Origin of the sequence: Microtetraspora sp. NBRC 13810 (genome assembly GCF_030268685.1) — a bacterium.
Classification (GTDB): domain Bacteria; phylum Actinomycetota; class Actinomycetes; order Streptosporangiales; family Streptosporangiaceae; genus BSRQ01.
In genome coordinates, this window is sequence record NZ_BSRQ01000010.1 from 257,093 (window position 1) to 270,723 (window position 13,631).

The 13,631-nt window shown below is 74.5% G+C and carries 13 protein-coding genes; 6 read left to right on the top strand and 7 right to left on the bottom strand.

Annotation, left to right across the window (positions count from 1 at the left end):
- Positions 1–70: 70 nt before the first annotated feature.
- Both QSK26_RS21825 and QSK26_RS21830 read right to left on the bottom strand, forming a co-directional pair.
- A complete protein-coding gene (locus tag QSK26_RS21825) occupies positions 71–1,198 on the bottom strand; it encodes an alpha/beta hydrolase (RefSeq protein ID WP_285777066.1) in 1,128 nt (375 codons plus the stop codon).
- A 137-nt stretch (positions 1,199–1,335) separates the two neighbouring features.
- Entirely contained in the window at positions 1,336–1,797 is a 462-nt protein-coding gene (locus tag QSK26_RS21830; RefSeq protein WP_285777067.1) for a hypothetical protein, read from the bottom strand.
- A 200-nt stretch (positions 1,798–1,997) separates the two neighbouring features.
- On the opposite strand from QSK26_RS21830, the gene QSK26_RS21835 reads away from it, so the two are divergent.
- Both QSK26_RS21835 and QSK26_RS21840 read left to right on the top strand, forming a co-directional pair.
- A complete protein-coding gene (locus QSK26_RS21835; RefSeq protein WP_285777068.1) occupies positions 1,998–2,564 on the top strand; it encodes an MFS transporter in 567 nt (188 codons plus the stop codon).
- A gap of 98 nt (positions 2,565–2,662) precedes the next feature.
- Entirely contained in the window at positions 2,663–3,418 is a 756-nt protein-coding gene (locus QSK26_RS21840) for a YcnI family copper-binding membrane protein (RefSeq protein ID WP_285777069.1), read from the top strand.
- Between the two features lie 46 nt (positions 3,419–3,464).
- Here the strand turns inward: QSK26_RS21840 and QSK26_RS21845 are convergent, their stop codons facing one another.
- Genes QSK26_RS21845 through QSK26_RS21855 form a run of 3 tightly spaced genes read right to left on the bottom strand, consistent with a single transcriptional unit; the run spans position 3,465 to position 6,665 of the window.
- Complete coding sequence (locus QSK26_RS21845; protein WP_285777070.1) at positions 3,465–4,400, bottom strand: DUF2705 family protein; 936 nt, start codon at positions 4,398–4,400, stop codon at positions 3,465–3,467.
- On the bottom strand, positions 4,387–5,466 hold the full coding sequence (locus QSK26_RS21850) for an ABC transporter ATP-binding protein (protein ID WP_285777071.1): 1,080 nt from the start codon (positions 5,464–5,466) through the stop codon (positions 4,387–4,389). Before QSK26_RS21850 ends, QSK26_RS21845 begins: the two co-directional genes overlap by 14 nt.
- Positions 5,463–6,665, bottom strand: a complete 1,203-nt coding sequence (locus tag QSK26_RS21855) for a LolA family protein (protein WP_285777072.1) — start codon at positions 6,663–6,665, stop codon at positions 5,463–5,465. Before QSK26_RS21855 ends, QSK26_RS21850 begins: the two co-directional genes overlap by 4 nt.
- A gap of 183 nt (positions 6,666–6,848) precedes the next feature.
- Here QSK26_RS21855 and QSK26_RS21860 point away from each other — a divergent pair, with 183 nt between their 5' ends.
- Together QSK26_RS21860 and QSK26_RS21865 are read left to right on the top strand one after the other, a co-directional pair.
- Positions 6,849–7,298: a type II toxin-antitoxin system PemK/MazF family toxin gene (locus QSK26_RS21860; RefSeq protein ID WP_285777073.1), complete on the top strand. Its 450-nt coding sequence runs from the start codon at positions 6,849–6,851 to the stop codon at positions 7,296–7,298.
- A 30-nt stretch (positions 7,299–7,328) separates the two neighbouring features.
- Positions 7,329–7,874, top strand: coding sequence for a hypothetical protein (locus QSK26_RS21865; RefSeq protein ID WP_285777074.1), 546 nt, complete (start codon positions 7,329–7,331; stop codon positions 7,872–7,874).
- Positions 7,875–7,877: 3 nt separating this feature from the next.
- Here the strand turns inward: QSK26_RS21865 and QSK26_RS21870 are convergent, their stop codons facing one another.
- Positions 7,878–10,202 carry a xanthine dehydrogenase family protein molybdopterin-binding subunit gene (locus QSK26_RS21870; protein ID WP_285777075.1) on the bottom strand — a complete coding sequence of 775 codons (2,325 nt, stop codon included), beginning with the start codon at positions 10,200–10,202 and terminating at the stop codon, positions 7,878–7,880.
- Between the two features lie 101 nt (positions 10,203–10,303).
- Positions 10,304–11,581 (bottom strand): monooxygenase, encoded by a 1,278-nt coding sequence (locus tag QSK26_RS21875; protein WP_285777076.1) that lies wholly within the window; start codon positions 11,579–11,581, stop codon positions 10,304–10,306.
- A gap of 190 nt (positions 11,582–11,771) precedes the next feature.
- Between QSK26_RS21875 and QSK26_RS21880 the strand changes: the two genes are divergently transcribed.
- Complete coding sequence (locus QSK26_RS21880) at positions 11,772–13,265, top strand: ArnT family glycosyltransferase (protein ID WP_285777077.1); 1,494 nt, start codon at positions 11,772–11,774, stop codon at positions 13,263–13,265.
- A 197-nt stretch (positions 13,266–13,462) separates the two neighbouring features.
- The gene (locus QSK26_RS21885; protein ID WP_285777078.1) at positions 13,463–13,630 is read left to right on the top strand and encodes a hypothetical protein; all 168 of its coding nucleotides are present in this window, start codon (positions 13,463–13,465) and stop codon (positions 13,628–13,630) included.
- Position 13,631: the final 1 nt, after the last annotated feature.

The window sequence follows — 13,631 nt, forward strand, 5'->3', positions numbered from 1 at the left end:
CTGTTACCAGATGGGTGACAGGTGCCGGATTTACCGTCGTGACCAGCGGCGTCACGCTCCCTCCCCCGGGTCAGGCGGCGGCCGATCCGGGGCCGGTGCGCCGGGGTCCGGCGTCCGAAGCGGCGTCCAAAGCGGGGGCGGGAGCCGAGGCGGCGTCCGAAGCGGAGGCCGAAGCGGAGGCGGGGGCCGGGTCAAGCAGGGCGTCCGGCAGCGGGTCGCCGGCGGAGTCCAGGCCGGCGCCGGCCCGGGTGTGCTGGACGGCGGCCAGGAACCGGGACATGTGCCGGAAGACGAGACGGGCCTCGGGGACCACGTCGGCCAGGATGGCGAACACGTGCGGCATCCGGTGCCACTCCTCGTACGTGACCGGCACGCCCGCCCTCCGTGCCTGGAGGGCCACCCGGCGCCCCTCGTCCCTCAGCACCTCGGTGGAACCGGTGACGATCATCAGCGGCGGCAGCCCGGTGTAGTCGCCGTAGGCCGGGGAGACCAGCGGGTCACGCGGGTCGAGGCCGTCGGTCCACCGGCGGGCGAGCCACTCGATGCGCCCCACGGGCAGCATCGGGTCGAGCCACCGGTTGGCCCGGCGCGGCGTGTCGGTGAGGTCGGTCCACGGGGACAGGCAGATCGCCGCCGCGGGCAGCGGCAGGTCCCGGTCGCGCAGCGACAGCAGCGTGGCGAGGGTGAGATGCCCGCCCGCCGAGTCGCCGGCCAGCACGATGTCCCGGCCCGCGTAACCCCGCTCCAGCAGGCACCGGTAGGCCGCCATCGCGTCGCTCAGCGACTCGGCCAGCGAGTGCACCGGCCCCTGCCGGTAGTCCAGCGCGAGCACCGGACGGCGGGCCGCCGCCGACATCCGCCAGGTGATCGCCCGGTGGGTGGCCGGCGAGCAGATGAAATAGGCGCCGCCGTGGAAGTACAGCACCACCTTCCGCTCGTCGGGCGCCCGGCCCGCGCGCACCCATTCCCCGCCGCAGGCGCCGAACCGCTCGGTGGCGACGCGCACGTGCCCGGGCAGGCGCACCGGGACGCGCTGGGCCACCTCCACCGCCCGCCCCAGCACGGTCAGGGCCGCCGGATGCCGCAGGAACACCGCCGACACGGGTTTCATGGTCCCCCGCAGCAGCGTGTTCGCGGCCAGGGCCTGCCAGCTCACGGGATAGTCGGGATGCACGTCCCTGTCGATCTCGCGGTGCATGGCTGGACCTCCGAACCGGACGGAGCCATTCCCCTCTCCCGGATACCTTCCCTTCGTAGAACGGGTTCTACCAAGTGGTGAGCGGCCTGTCCCGGTCCCGCGTGATCGCCGGCTCCGGCACGTCCACCGGGAACCGCTTAGTAGTAGCCCGCCTCGGTGGACTCCTCGTAGTCCTCCTCGTCCGCCTCCTCCCGGCCGGACCAGCGGGAGGGCATCAGGACCGGAACGAACAGCGCGACGCCGACCAGGCCGAGGACGCCGGTGGTCAGCAGGGCCGTGGCACCCTTGGCCGCCTGGAGGATCACCTCGTGCAGGGTGGGGTCGCCGGGGACGAGGGACAGGGCGCGGTTCGCGTCCAGGGCGTAGACGACGGTCCAGGCCAGCAGCACCATCGACGGCACGAACGCGGCCAGCGGCGAGATCCGGCCCGCGACCACCAGGCCGAGCACCAGGCCGACCCCCGCCATGGAGCCGAGGGCGATCCAGAGCGGCGCGCCGCCGGGCGCGGGGGTGGCCGCCTGCGCCATCGCCTCCTGAGTCGCCCAGCCACCGCCCGCCAGCAGGACGGCGGTGACCACCACACCTACGAGCAATCCCATGAAATGCCGCATGAGCCACCACCTAGCGTGCCGGAGGCGCGGCGGACCCGTGGGCGAGGTTCGCCGAGCGGGTCCGACGCTCGCCGCAACCCTAGCGACAAACACCCCCTTCACCGCTAGTTCCCGCCAACTCCGTCAATCCCGACAGGTCACCCACGGCCGAGCACACCGGCCGCCCCGCGTGAGAACATGTGGCCGTCATGCGCGCACGTCTCCCCCTCCGCCTCGCGCGGTCGGCCGCCTTCTCGGTCGTCTGCGTGGCGCTGGCCGCCCTCGGGCACGGCCTGGCGGGCGGCACGGGTCCGGCGGCGTGGGCGGTGGCGGCGGGCGGCACCGTCGTCATGCTCCTCGCCACGGCGACGGCCGGCCGGGAGCGCTCCGCCGCCGTGATCAGCGTCGGCCTGATCGCGACCCAGCTCTTCCTGCACGAGCTCTTCGCCCTCGACGGCTCCACCGCCTCCCTGTCCACGCACCTGCACGGCGGCGGCTCGGGGCTGGGCGAGAGCGTCGGCATGCTGGCCGCCCACCTCACCGCGACGCTGATCACCGGCTGGTGGCTGGCCCGCGGCGAGGCCGCGCTGTGGTCGCTGCTGCGCCGGCTCGGCTCGGCGGTCACCCGCCGGCTCGGCGCCCTGCTGCGCCGTACGGGATCGGCCCCCCGGCCGCTCCCGCCCGTCCCCGCCGCGGGCCGCCGGCCCGCCGCCTCCCCCGCCGCGGTGCTGCGGCACACGGTCATCCGGCGCGGTCCTCCGCTTCCCGCCGCCTGACCCCGATCCCTCGCTCCGAGGACGTTCCCTTCCACCGCGGCCCGCCCGTCCAAGCCGGGCCGGGTGTCCCCATGCCCTGTTCACAAGTGGAGAATCCGTTGTCCCTTTCCTCCGTGTGCGCCGTGGCCGGCCGCCGCGTCCTGGCCGTCACCGCCGCCGTCACCGCCCTCACCCTCGGCCTCGCCCTGCCCGCCCTCGCGCACGTCACCATCAACCCGAACAGCGTCGAGCAGGGCTCGTTCAGCAAGGTCGCCTTCCGGGTGCCGAACGAGCGCGACGACGCCAGGACGACCAAGCTCGAAGTGGAGTTCCCGACCGACCACCCGCTGCCGTTCGTCTCCGTCCGCCCGGTGGACGGCTGGAAGATCGACGTCCACGAGGGCAAGCTGCCCAAGCCGGTCAACGGCGAGTACGGCGAGATCACCGAGGCGGTCACCAGGATCACCTGGTCCGGGGGCGAGATCGACCCCGGGCAGTTCCAGGAGTTCGAGGTGTCCATCGGCGGCGTCCCGAAGGACACCGACCAGCTGATCTTCCCCACCACGCAGACGTACTCCAACGGGGAGGTCGTCAAGTGGGCCGACGAGCCGAAGGCCGACGGGTCGGAGCCCGAGCGTCCCGCCCCCGTGCTCAAGCTGGTCCCGCCGTCCGGTGACGGCGGGCACGGCGCGGCGGCCCCGGCCGCCGCGCCCTCCGGCGCGGCGGCGCCGTCGGTGACCCCCGTCGCCGCCGCCTCCTCCTCGGCCGCCGCCGCCTCCGACACCACCGCCCGGGTGCTCGCCGCGGCCGGCATCCTGGTCGGCCTGATCGGCACGGTCGTCGGCGTCCTGGGCTTCCGCCGCTCCCGCGCCTGACCGCCCCCGCGGGCTCCCCCGGGCGCACCCGGGGGAGCCCGCGCGGTCAGGACGTGACGTCGCGGCTGTGGAACCGCGCCCAGGCGAACGAGCCGCACACGGCGATGTGGGCGGCGAACGCCAGCAGGCCGCGGGTCATCTCCTCGGTCGCCACCGGATCACGCAGCGCGCCGTCGAACCGCGGCAGGTACGACGTCAGCAGGTAGGGCTCGATCACCGCGAGCTGCGGGATCGTGGAGAGCACCTGGGTCAGGATCACGAACACGACGGTGCCCGCGATGGCCCCGATCGGTGCCTCGGTCAGCGTGGAGACGGCGAGCGCGAGGGCCGACAGGGCGGCCATCCCGGCCCCGACGTACGCCACCGCGATCAGGACCCGCAGCATCCCCTCGGCGACCGGGATCGTGGAGCCCGACAGCAGGGTGACCGGCCCGATCGGGAACAGCGCGAACCCGGTGACCAGGGCGGAGGCCGCCACGACCGCGGTCGCGGCCAGCCCGAAGACGACCGCGTTGACATACTTCACGGCCAGCAGCCGGGTACGGCCGGCCGGGGCGGCGAGCAGATAGCGCAGCGTGCCGAGGCTCGCCTCCCCCGCGATAGCGTCGCCGGCCACCACCGCGACCGCCACCGGCAGCAGCAGCGGCACCAGCACGAACAGCGAGACGAAGGCCAGCAGCATCCCGTTGCCCGCCACGGCACCGATGATCGCCCCGGCGTCGCCTTCGGCGCCCCCGGCGCTCACCGTGCGGAGCACCACCCCGATGACCGCCGGCACCAGGGCGAGCACCGCCAGCATCACCAGATTGCGCGGACGCCGGAAGGTCAGCCCCACCTCCGACCCGAGCAGCCGCCAGGTGTTCCCCCGGACGCGCCGCCCGGCGTCCCGCGGCACCGCGGCCCGTGCGGCGCCCGGACCGGCCGGACCTCCCGGCCCGCCGGTGACGATCTCCGCACCGGCCCGCGCCTCAACCGTCGACATCGAACCCCTCCCCGGTCAGGCGGACGAAGACGTCCTCCAGGCTCGGCCGCTGCACGGCCAGGCCGCGTACGGCGACGCCGTCGCCGACGAGCTCGGCGCAGATCCGCTCGGTGGGCACCTCGCCCGGCTCCGCGCTCGCCTCGCCCTCCCCCGCGCGCACCGCGGCCAGGCCGAGGCGGCCGAGCACGGCCGCCGCCCGCGCCGCGTCCGGGGTCTCGATCCGGATCCTGGGGGCGGCGCCGCCGCGCAGCTCGGCGAGCGGCCCCTGGGCGACGAGCCGGCCGGTGCGCATCACGGCGATGTGCGTGCACATCTGCTCCACCTCGGCCAGCAGGTGCGAGGAGACGAACACCGTGGTGCCGTCGGCGGCGATCTCGCGGACCAGCGCGCGCACCTCCCTGGTGCCCTGCGGGTCCAGGCCGTTGGTGGGCTCGTCCAGGATGAGCAGGTCACGCGGGCGGAGCAGCGCGGCGGCGATGGCCAGGCGCTGGCGCATGCCGAGCGAGTAGGCGCGGTAGCGCTTGCCCGCGGCGGCGGACAGGCCGACCCGGTCCAGGGCCGCGCCGATGCGGTCCGGCGCGGTGCGGCGGTCGGCGGCCGGGTCGGCGGCGTCGAAGCGCCGCAGGTTGGCCGCGCCGGACAGGTACGGATAGAACGCCGGCCCCTCGACCACCGCGCCCACCCTGGGCAGCGCGGCGCCGAGACCGCCGGGCAGCTCCTCACCGAGCACCTCGCACCCGCCGGAGGTGGGGGTGACGAGGCCGAGCAGCATCCGGATGGTGGTCGTCTTACCCGATCCGTTCGGGCCGAGGAAGCCGAACACCGAGCCGCGCGGCACGGCGAGGTGGAGATCGTCCACGGCGACCTGGCCGCCGCGGAAACGCTTGGTCAGGCCACGCGTGACGATCGAGCAGTCCTGCGCGGGCGGGGAGGGCGGGGACGCCCCTTCGGACGTCCCCCGGACCTCGTCGAGGCCCGTGCCGCGGGACCGCGCGGGCACGGCCGTGCCCACGGTCCCGCGATCCCCCGCCAGGAGCGGCGTCTCCCCTGGCTTCGCCGTGCTCACTTCCGGCCCGCCGCCTCGTACAGCACCTCGGGACGGACCGCGCCGGCCAGCAGCCGGCCGTCGTCGGTGAGCAGGGCGGTGACGAGCTTGGTCCGCAGCAGCCTGCCGCTTCCCCACTCGCCCTGCACCCGCTCGGCGGAGTCGAGCACGGCGGCGACGAGCTGCCCGGCGCCCGCCTCACCCTGCCCGGCCTGCCCCGCCTCACCCTGCCCCGGCGACGGGTCCGACGAGGGGGCCGACGACGGGGCCTGGGCCTGCGACGCCTGGCGCCGGAGGGTGTCCGCGTCGGGCGCGGGCAGCACCACGACGGTGGTCCAGCCCGAGCCGACCGTCCTGACCTCGCCGCGCCCCTCCTCGGTCAGGCCGCCGGGCACGCGCTTCGCGTCCGCGCCGAGGGTCTGCTCCTCGACCTTCGCACCCGCCGGCGGGGTGAACGTGAAGTTCTCCGGCGCGGGAGGCGAGAAGGTGACCGAGGTGTAGCCGACCTCGAAGGCGGGCTCCAGCGACCCCTTGGCGTACACCTGGAACCTCAGGGGGACGAACGTCTCGCCGTCGAGCGCGAGCTTGATCTCGCTGACCAGCGAGCGGTCGTCCTTCGGGGTGAGGACGAGCTGGTAGGAGGGGCGGTTGGCGACCCGCTCGGTGTTGGTCACGCTGACCGCGCTGTGCTCCTCGGCCCCCGCCAGCATCCGGGTGGCCGCCTCCTGCGGGGTGACCACGGACGGCAGCGGCGTGGGCCTGGCCCCGGCGTGCCCCTCGGGGAGCTTGATCCTGGTCGCCCGGTTGCCGGCGCTCTCCCACAGCCACGCCTGGTCGCCGTTGACGATCAGGTTGGTCTCGCTCATCCGGCCGGGCAGCGCGACCCGGACCCGCCCGGCGTCGCCGTACCAGACCCGCGCCTCGTGCGAGCCGGCCAGGAGGGCGGCCGGGGAGCCGGTGTCGCCCGTCACCTCCGGCAGCCCCGGTATGCCGAGGGAGGCGGTCTCGACGACCGTCCCCGACATGGGCGGCACGTCGCCGCTCTGCCCGGCGCGGACCGCCTCGGCGAGCAGCTGCCCCGCGCTGCGCTCCGGCAGCACCGGGTCGCCCTGGACGGCGGCGATCACCGGGCCGGCCGTGACGGCTCCCGCGACGACGGCCACCGCGGCGATGGGCACTCCCCATCTCACGATCCGGCCTCGTCTCGTATAGGTCGGCATCTCACTCCTTCACGGTATGTCGTTTCACCTGTCTGCCAGCAGCCTGCGCGGTATGTCCTGTGCCGAGGCTGAGACAGGCTGAGAACTCCCTCAGAGACTGAGAGACCGCTCAGGACGCCGTCGCGGTGGCCGGTCCCGGACCGGGGGAAGACCGGGGCGGGGGTTGATCGGTAGGCTGCGCGGGTGCGGAATCTCGAGGACGACCCCCGGCCCGCGCGGGGCGCGGTGCGGCAGGTGCACACCGTGGAGCGCGCGGTGGCCCTGGAATACTCTCCCGATCTCGACGGGCGGGCCGACCCCGGTGAGATCGTCTGGGCCTGGGTGCCCTACGAGGACGACCCGGCGCGCGGCAAGGACCGGCCGCTGCTGGTGATCGGCCGCAGCGGGCACGGCCTGCTCGGCATGATGCTGTCCAGCCGGGGCGGCGACCACCGCGACCAGGCCGCCGACTGGCTGGAGCTCGGCGCCGGGCCGTGGGACCGCCGGGACCGGGTCTCCTACCTGCGCCTCGACCGCATCTACGAGTTCGACGACGACGGCATCCGGCGCGAGGGCGCCGTGCTGGACGAGGACCGTTTCGTCCAGGTCGCCCTGGTGCTCATGGAGCAGTACGGCTGGGCGGCGGCGGGCTGACGTCCGCCGATCGCGGCTAGAGTGACGGTGGTGACCACGCACACCATCTCCACCGTCTGGGACGACATCCCGGCGGACGCCGACGATCTCGTCCTGGTCCAGGGCGGATACCGCAGTTTCGGCTGCGCGTGCGGCACGCCCCTGCCCGATCGGGTCGCCGCGGAGCTGCACGCCATGGAGCACGACCGGTGCTCCTCCTGCCTGGGGGCGGCCACCGAGGAAATCGTGCCGGGTTACGTCCGGCGCTGCGTCGCGTGCGCCGGCACAGGGCGGCGGCGCGACCAGCTCATCTGGCAGCTCGCCTACAACCAGGCCGAGACGACGATCACCGTGTCCCTGGTGCGGAGCATCGTCGCCCAGTCGTCCGCCACGTTCACGCTGTCGGAGGTGGCCGACGCGGTGCGCGCCACGCTCGGCCTGCGTCCCGGCCGCCTCCCGGTCGGCCCGCGGGTGCGCGACGTGCTGCACCAGCTGGAGGCGGCGGGCGAGCTCGTCCTGCTGTCCGCGCCGGACGAGCTCCTGCGCGGCGCCTCCGTGGTGCTCTACCGCGACCCGCGCTGGCGCCGCGCCGCCTGAACCTCAGGCGCCGTCCAGCCGCGACCACACGGCGAACGGCGTGATCGGCGTGTCGGTGAGGCCGCCCGCGATCTCCGGCAGGGCGGCGGCGACCGCGTTGCCGATGGCCGCCGGCGGGCCGATGGTGCCCGCCTCTCCGACGCCCTTCATGCCGCCCGGCGTGTGCGGCGAGGGGGTCTCCAGGAGCACGATCTCGACGTCCGGCACCTCCAGCGCCGTCGGGAGCAGGTACTCGGCGGACGGCTGCCCGTCGGCGGTGTAGGCCACCTCCTCGGTGAGCGCCATGCCGATCCCCTGCGCGACCCCGCCCCTGATCTGCCCTTCGACGATCGCCGGGTTGACCATCACCCCGCAGTCGTTGACCACCCAGTAGCCCTCCACCTCGACCGCCCCCGTCTCGGGGTCGACGGCCACGGCCGCCGCGTGCGCGCCGTAGGCGTAGGTGCTGGCGACGGGGTCGTAGGTGACCCGTTCCTCCAGGCCGGGTTCCGCGCCCTCGGGCAGGTCCCAGCCGCGCCACGCCGCCGTGGCGACGTCGGAGAGCTCGATCCTGGCCGCCGGGTCGCCTTTCACCCGCACCGCCGAGCCGGTGATCTCCAGGTCGTCCGGCGCGGCTTCGAGGTGGTGGGCGGCGACGGCGAGGATCCTGGCGCGCAGCCGTACGGCGGCGCGGGTCAGCGCTCCCCCGCCGACCACCAGGGAACGGCTGGCGATCGACCCGAGCGAGGAGTACGGCGTGGCGAGCGTGTCGCCGAGCACCACCTTGACCCGGTCCAGCGGCACTCCCACCCGGTCGGCGGCGAGCTGGGCGAGCGTGGTCTCGATGCCCTGGCCCATTCCGGCGACCCCGGCGGTGACGACGACGGAGGCGTCCGGCTCCATCCGCACGATCGCCGTCTCGTACCCGCCGGCCAGGATGCCCATCGCCTTCATCTCCGACGAGGGGCCGAGCCCGGTGGACTGCACGTGGCAGGAGTATCCGACGCCGCGCCTGCGCCCGTCGCCGGGAGCGGCGGCCGGCCGCGCGGCGACGAGGTCGCGCAGGGCGCGCAGGGCGCGCGGGTAGTCGCCGGTGTCGTAGGACTGCCAGGTGCGGGTGGAGCAGGGCAGCTCGCCAGGAGTGATCATGTTGCGCAGCCGCAGCTCGACCGGGTCGAGGCCGAGCCGCCTGGCCGCCTCGTCGATCAGCCGTTCCCTGGTCCAGGCGGCCTCGGGCTGGCCGAATCCGCGGTAGGAGCCGGTGGGCGTGGTGGTGGTGACGACGGCGCGCACCCTGGCGCCGGCCCGGTCGAAGCGGTAGGGGCCGGGCAGCATGGTGGCGCAGACGGCGAGCGGGGACGTGCCCACGTTGGACGGGTGGGAGCCGAGGTCGCCGAGCAGGTCGGCGTACAGGGCGACGAACCGCCCTTCGCCGTCCAGCGCCAGCCTGGCCCGGTGCACGGCGTCCCGGGCGGGCAGGCTCGCGACGAGCCGGTCGGCGGGCGCCTCGGTCCAGCTCACCGGCACGCCGAGCCGCATGGCGGCCAGGCAGATCAGCGTCTCGTCCGGGTACAGGTGCTCCTTGAGGCCGAACCCGCCGCCGACGTCGCGGGTGATGACCCGCACCCGGTCCTGGGTGAGGCCGAGGGCCTCCGCGGCGTGCTCGCGCACGTGGTGCGGGGCCTGTGAGGAGGCCCAGATCGTCAGCTCGCCCTCGGTGTAGCGGGCCACGAGTCCGCGCGGCTCCAGCGGGTACGGCGACGCCCTGCCGATCCGGAACGTCATCTCCACCACGTGCTCGGCCCCCGCGAACGCCTCCTCGCAGGCGGCGGCGCCGTCCCCGAGCTCGAAGTCGGCGACCAGGTTGGTGCCCCACTCGGGGTGCAGCACCGGGACGTCGGGCCGCAGCGCGGTCTCCACGCCGACCACGGCGGGCAGCTCGTCGAACTCCAGGTCGATCAGGTCGGCGGCGTCCCTGGCCTCCTCGGCCGTGCGAGCCACCACCACGGCGACCGGCTGGCCCACGTAGCGGATCGTCTCCTCCAGCACCGGGTAGGAGACCGACGGCTGGGCCGGGGAGAGCGAGACGCAGGGCAGCCGGACCGCCCCCGCCTCGGCCGGTGTTATCACGTCCAGGACGCCGTCCGCCGCGCCGACGGCTTTCACGTCGCACCGCACCAGCCTGCCGTGCGCGATGGGGCTGCGCACCACCACCGCGTGCGCGGTGCCCGGCGGCCGGACGCCGCCGACGAACCGGCCGCGCCCGGTCAGCAGGCGGGCGTCCTCCCGCCGGGGCGCCCGCGTTCCGATGTAGGTCCGGTCTTCGTTGTCAGGAAGGCCCTCGCTCATGGCCCGATTGTGTGCGCTCCGGCGGCCGCCGCCAAGCGGGCGCGACCAGGCGGAGTCACCGGGGGCACCGGGCGGGTCGCCGGACGGGTCGCCGGACGGGGTCAGGGGTCGGACGCGATGACGACGCCCAGGCACATCTCGTCGCTGGTGCCCTCGCCCCATACGACGTGCCGCGGCGGGGTGCCGCTCAGCTGGGGCAGCATCGCGCGCAGCCCGGCGTCGTGGGTGCAGGTCACTCTCAGGGTGTCGCCGGGCCCGATCCGGGCGGGCCGGTCGAGGATCCGCGCGCTCTGGTCGTCGAAGTCGTAGGAGGGGACGTCGAGCAGGGTGCGCGCCCGCGGCGTGCCGGGGTTGAGCTCGATCCTGATCGAACGGCCGAGCAGGTGCATGTGCCCGGCGAGGGCGTGCACGGTGGCGGGGCGGTACACGGCGTGGTCACACCGCTGGACGGCCCCCGCGCGGGGCGGCCCGCCGTCCGAGCAGAGCCGGTTGAGGTAGTCGACCATGCCCAGGGAACGCGGGCCGAACCGGCGGGCGACGTCCGCGAGCGCGGCCTCCCGGTCGCACAGCGGGCCGGACTCCCGTGCCGTGCAGGGCAGCTCGACCGGGGCGGTGAGCAGGTCGGTCCGCAGCGGTCGCAGCGCCTCGCCCGACAGCCGCAGCCGGATGCCGGACCGGTCCGCGCCCACCGGTCGCCCGCCGGCGCCCAGCGTGTTGTAGTGCACCTGCATGACCAGCGCGCTGCCGGCCGGCAGCTCGTGCCCGTAGGCCGGGTCGAGCAGCGCCTCGCCGGTCCCCGGGGCCCAATGGGCGACCCAGGTGGCGCCGCCGAGACCGGCGTCGCCGAAACAGGTCCAGCCCTCCTGCGGGGTGCCGGCGTCGAGAGCCCTGGCCGGCGCCACCTGTTCGGGGCCGAGCCTGAAGAAGATCGCGTGGTGCACGATCCCGGTGTTCTGCGGCGTGAACCGGGTGCCGGTCAGGAACATCCGGTCACGCAGGCCGGGGTCGACGAGGAAGCAGCGGTAGTCGTCGGTTCCGCCGCTGGGCGGCCGGGGCGTGTAGGCGCGGGCCGGCTGGAGGGTGCGGAACTCCTCACCGGCCCGCAGCGGCGCGCTCCGCGGCGGCTTCGCCGGGGATCCGTGACCGGCGTGCGCGGGGGCGGACCGGGTGGTCTCCGGCGGCGTCCCCGGCGGCTGTGGTGTCCGGCCGGACGCGGTGGCCGGAGGCGCGGCGCCCGGCGCGCCCCGGGTGTCGCCGGCCGGGGAGCAGGCGGTCGCCAGCAGGGCGGCGAGGGCCAGCGCCGCCGGCCACCACCCGCGCCTTACCGCTCTGACGACCGGCGGGAGAAGTGCGGAAAACCTTCCGGCGCTTCCAGTCATGACCCCACGCTATGTCCTGCACCGCGGACGCGACTTGCCATTCTCAGCAGGCTTTATGCGTCTAAAGAGGTACAGGCTTCTCGTGTTTCCCCGCGTAATATCCCAAACGAGGATCATCGGCGTGCGCCCGAATCCCGCCGAGCCTCTTCGACGGCTCCGGCCTTTCCCCCTCCGGCGGCATGGAGGTCCGATGCCCGGAAAAGATCAGCGGCCCCTTCCCCGGTTCGCCGGCGCGCAGGTGGCCGTCGTGGCGTCGATCGTGACCGCCGGTCTGCTCGTCTTCGACGTCCGGTACGGCTATCTCCGCGATGAGTTGTACTTCCGCATGCTGCGTGACCATCTGGACTGGGGCTACTTCGACCAGCCGCCGCTGGTGCCCTTTCTCGCCTGGGCGGGTACCGAGATCTTCGGCGACAACCTGCGCGCCCTGTGGGTGTGGTCCCCGATCGCGGTCGGCGTGTACATCGTGCTCGCCGGGCTGGTGGCCCGTGAGCTGGGCGGCGGGCGGCGGGCGCAGGTCCTCGCCGCGGCCGCCGCGGGCACCACGCCCTGGGTGCTGGGCATCGGGCACTACCTGATCACCAACGTCTTCGACCTGCCGCTGTGGACCGCGGCGATCCTGTGCGCGGTCCGGGCGCTCCGCCGCGGCGACGGGCGGTGGTGGCTCGCCGTGGGCGCCGCGTGCGGGCTCGCGACCTACAACAAGTACCTGATCGTCCTGCTGCCCCTCGCGCTGCTCGCGGGACTCCTCCTCGCCGGGCCGCGCCGGGTGTTCCTCGACCGGTGGCTGTGGCTCGGGCTGCTGCTCGCCCTGGTGGTCGCCGCGCCGAACCTGCTCTACCAGGCGGCGCACGACTGGCCGCAGCTCACGATGGCCGGGGCGCTGGCGGAGGACCGGGGGACGGAGTTCCGCGCCATTTACGTGCGCGACCAGTTCCTGTTCTTCCCCGGCCCGCCGCTGGCCGTACTGTGGCTCGCCGGGTGGGTGCGGCTGCTGCGGGACCGGACGCTGCGCGCCTTCGCCGTGGGGACGCTGTTCTGCTCCGTCCTGGTCTTCGCGACCGGCGGCCGGCCCGACTACGTCTACAGCCTGCTGGCGTTCTGCCTCGTCGCGGGCTGCGTCGTGATCGACGACTGGCTGGCCGCGGTCCGGTGGCGCCGGCTGCTCGTCGGCGCCGGGGTGGCGGTGAACGCGTCGATCGCCGTGGTCGCCGGGCTGTCGGTGCTGCCGCTGGAGGTGCTGCTCAGGACGCCGCTGCCGGTCAACCTGGCGGTGCGTGACTCGGTGGGCTGGCCCAGGCTGGCCGAGCAGGTGGCCCGGGTCTACCGCGGCCTGCCGCCGCGGGACCGCGCGCGCACGATCCTGCTGGCCGGCAACTACGGCGAGGCGGGGGCGCTGGACCTGTACGGCCCCCGCCTCGGCCTGCCCGCCGTCTACAGCGGCCACAACGAGCTGCACAGGTTCGGCCCGCCCCCCGAACACGCGACGACGGCGGTCGTCGTCGGCACGACGGAGGCCCTGCGGGCCGAGGCGTTCACCGCATGCGACCGGGCGGGCCGGGTGGACAACGGCACCGGCCTGGACAACCGGGAGCAGGGCCGCCCGATCCTGGTGTGCCGGGACCTCAGACGCCCGTGGTCACAGCTCTGGCCGAAGTTCCGCCACTCTCACCATTACGGCTGACTTTCCTTATCGTGCGGGCGCCCCGGGCTGACCATACGGCCTGCCCGGCCGCCTCCCCGCGCGCCCTGGGCCACGGAAGCGGGATTCTGAGAGCGGTTGAGTTTCCTTCACGGCCGGTAACCGCAAATGATTGGTCAGAAGGCTGTCAAATATCCTTGCAAGGGACCAACCTGGAGAGAAGGCCGTGAGGAGTGGTGATGAGCAGGCAAATCGGCATCGCGTTCCAGTCCCCCGAGCTGGCCGTCCTCGAAGGACGGATCAACCGGCTGGAAAAGCAGATCAGCATGCTGACCGACGCCGTAAGGGCGCTGACCCGGGCCGTGGAGGGAGGGAGACCCCCGCAGGGCGGCGCGGCGCAGCCGTGAC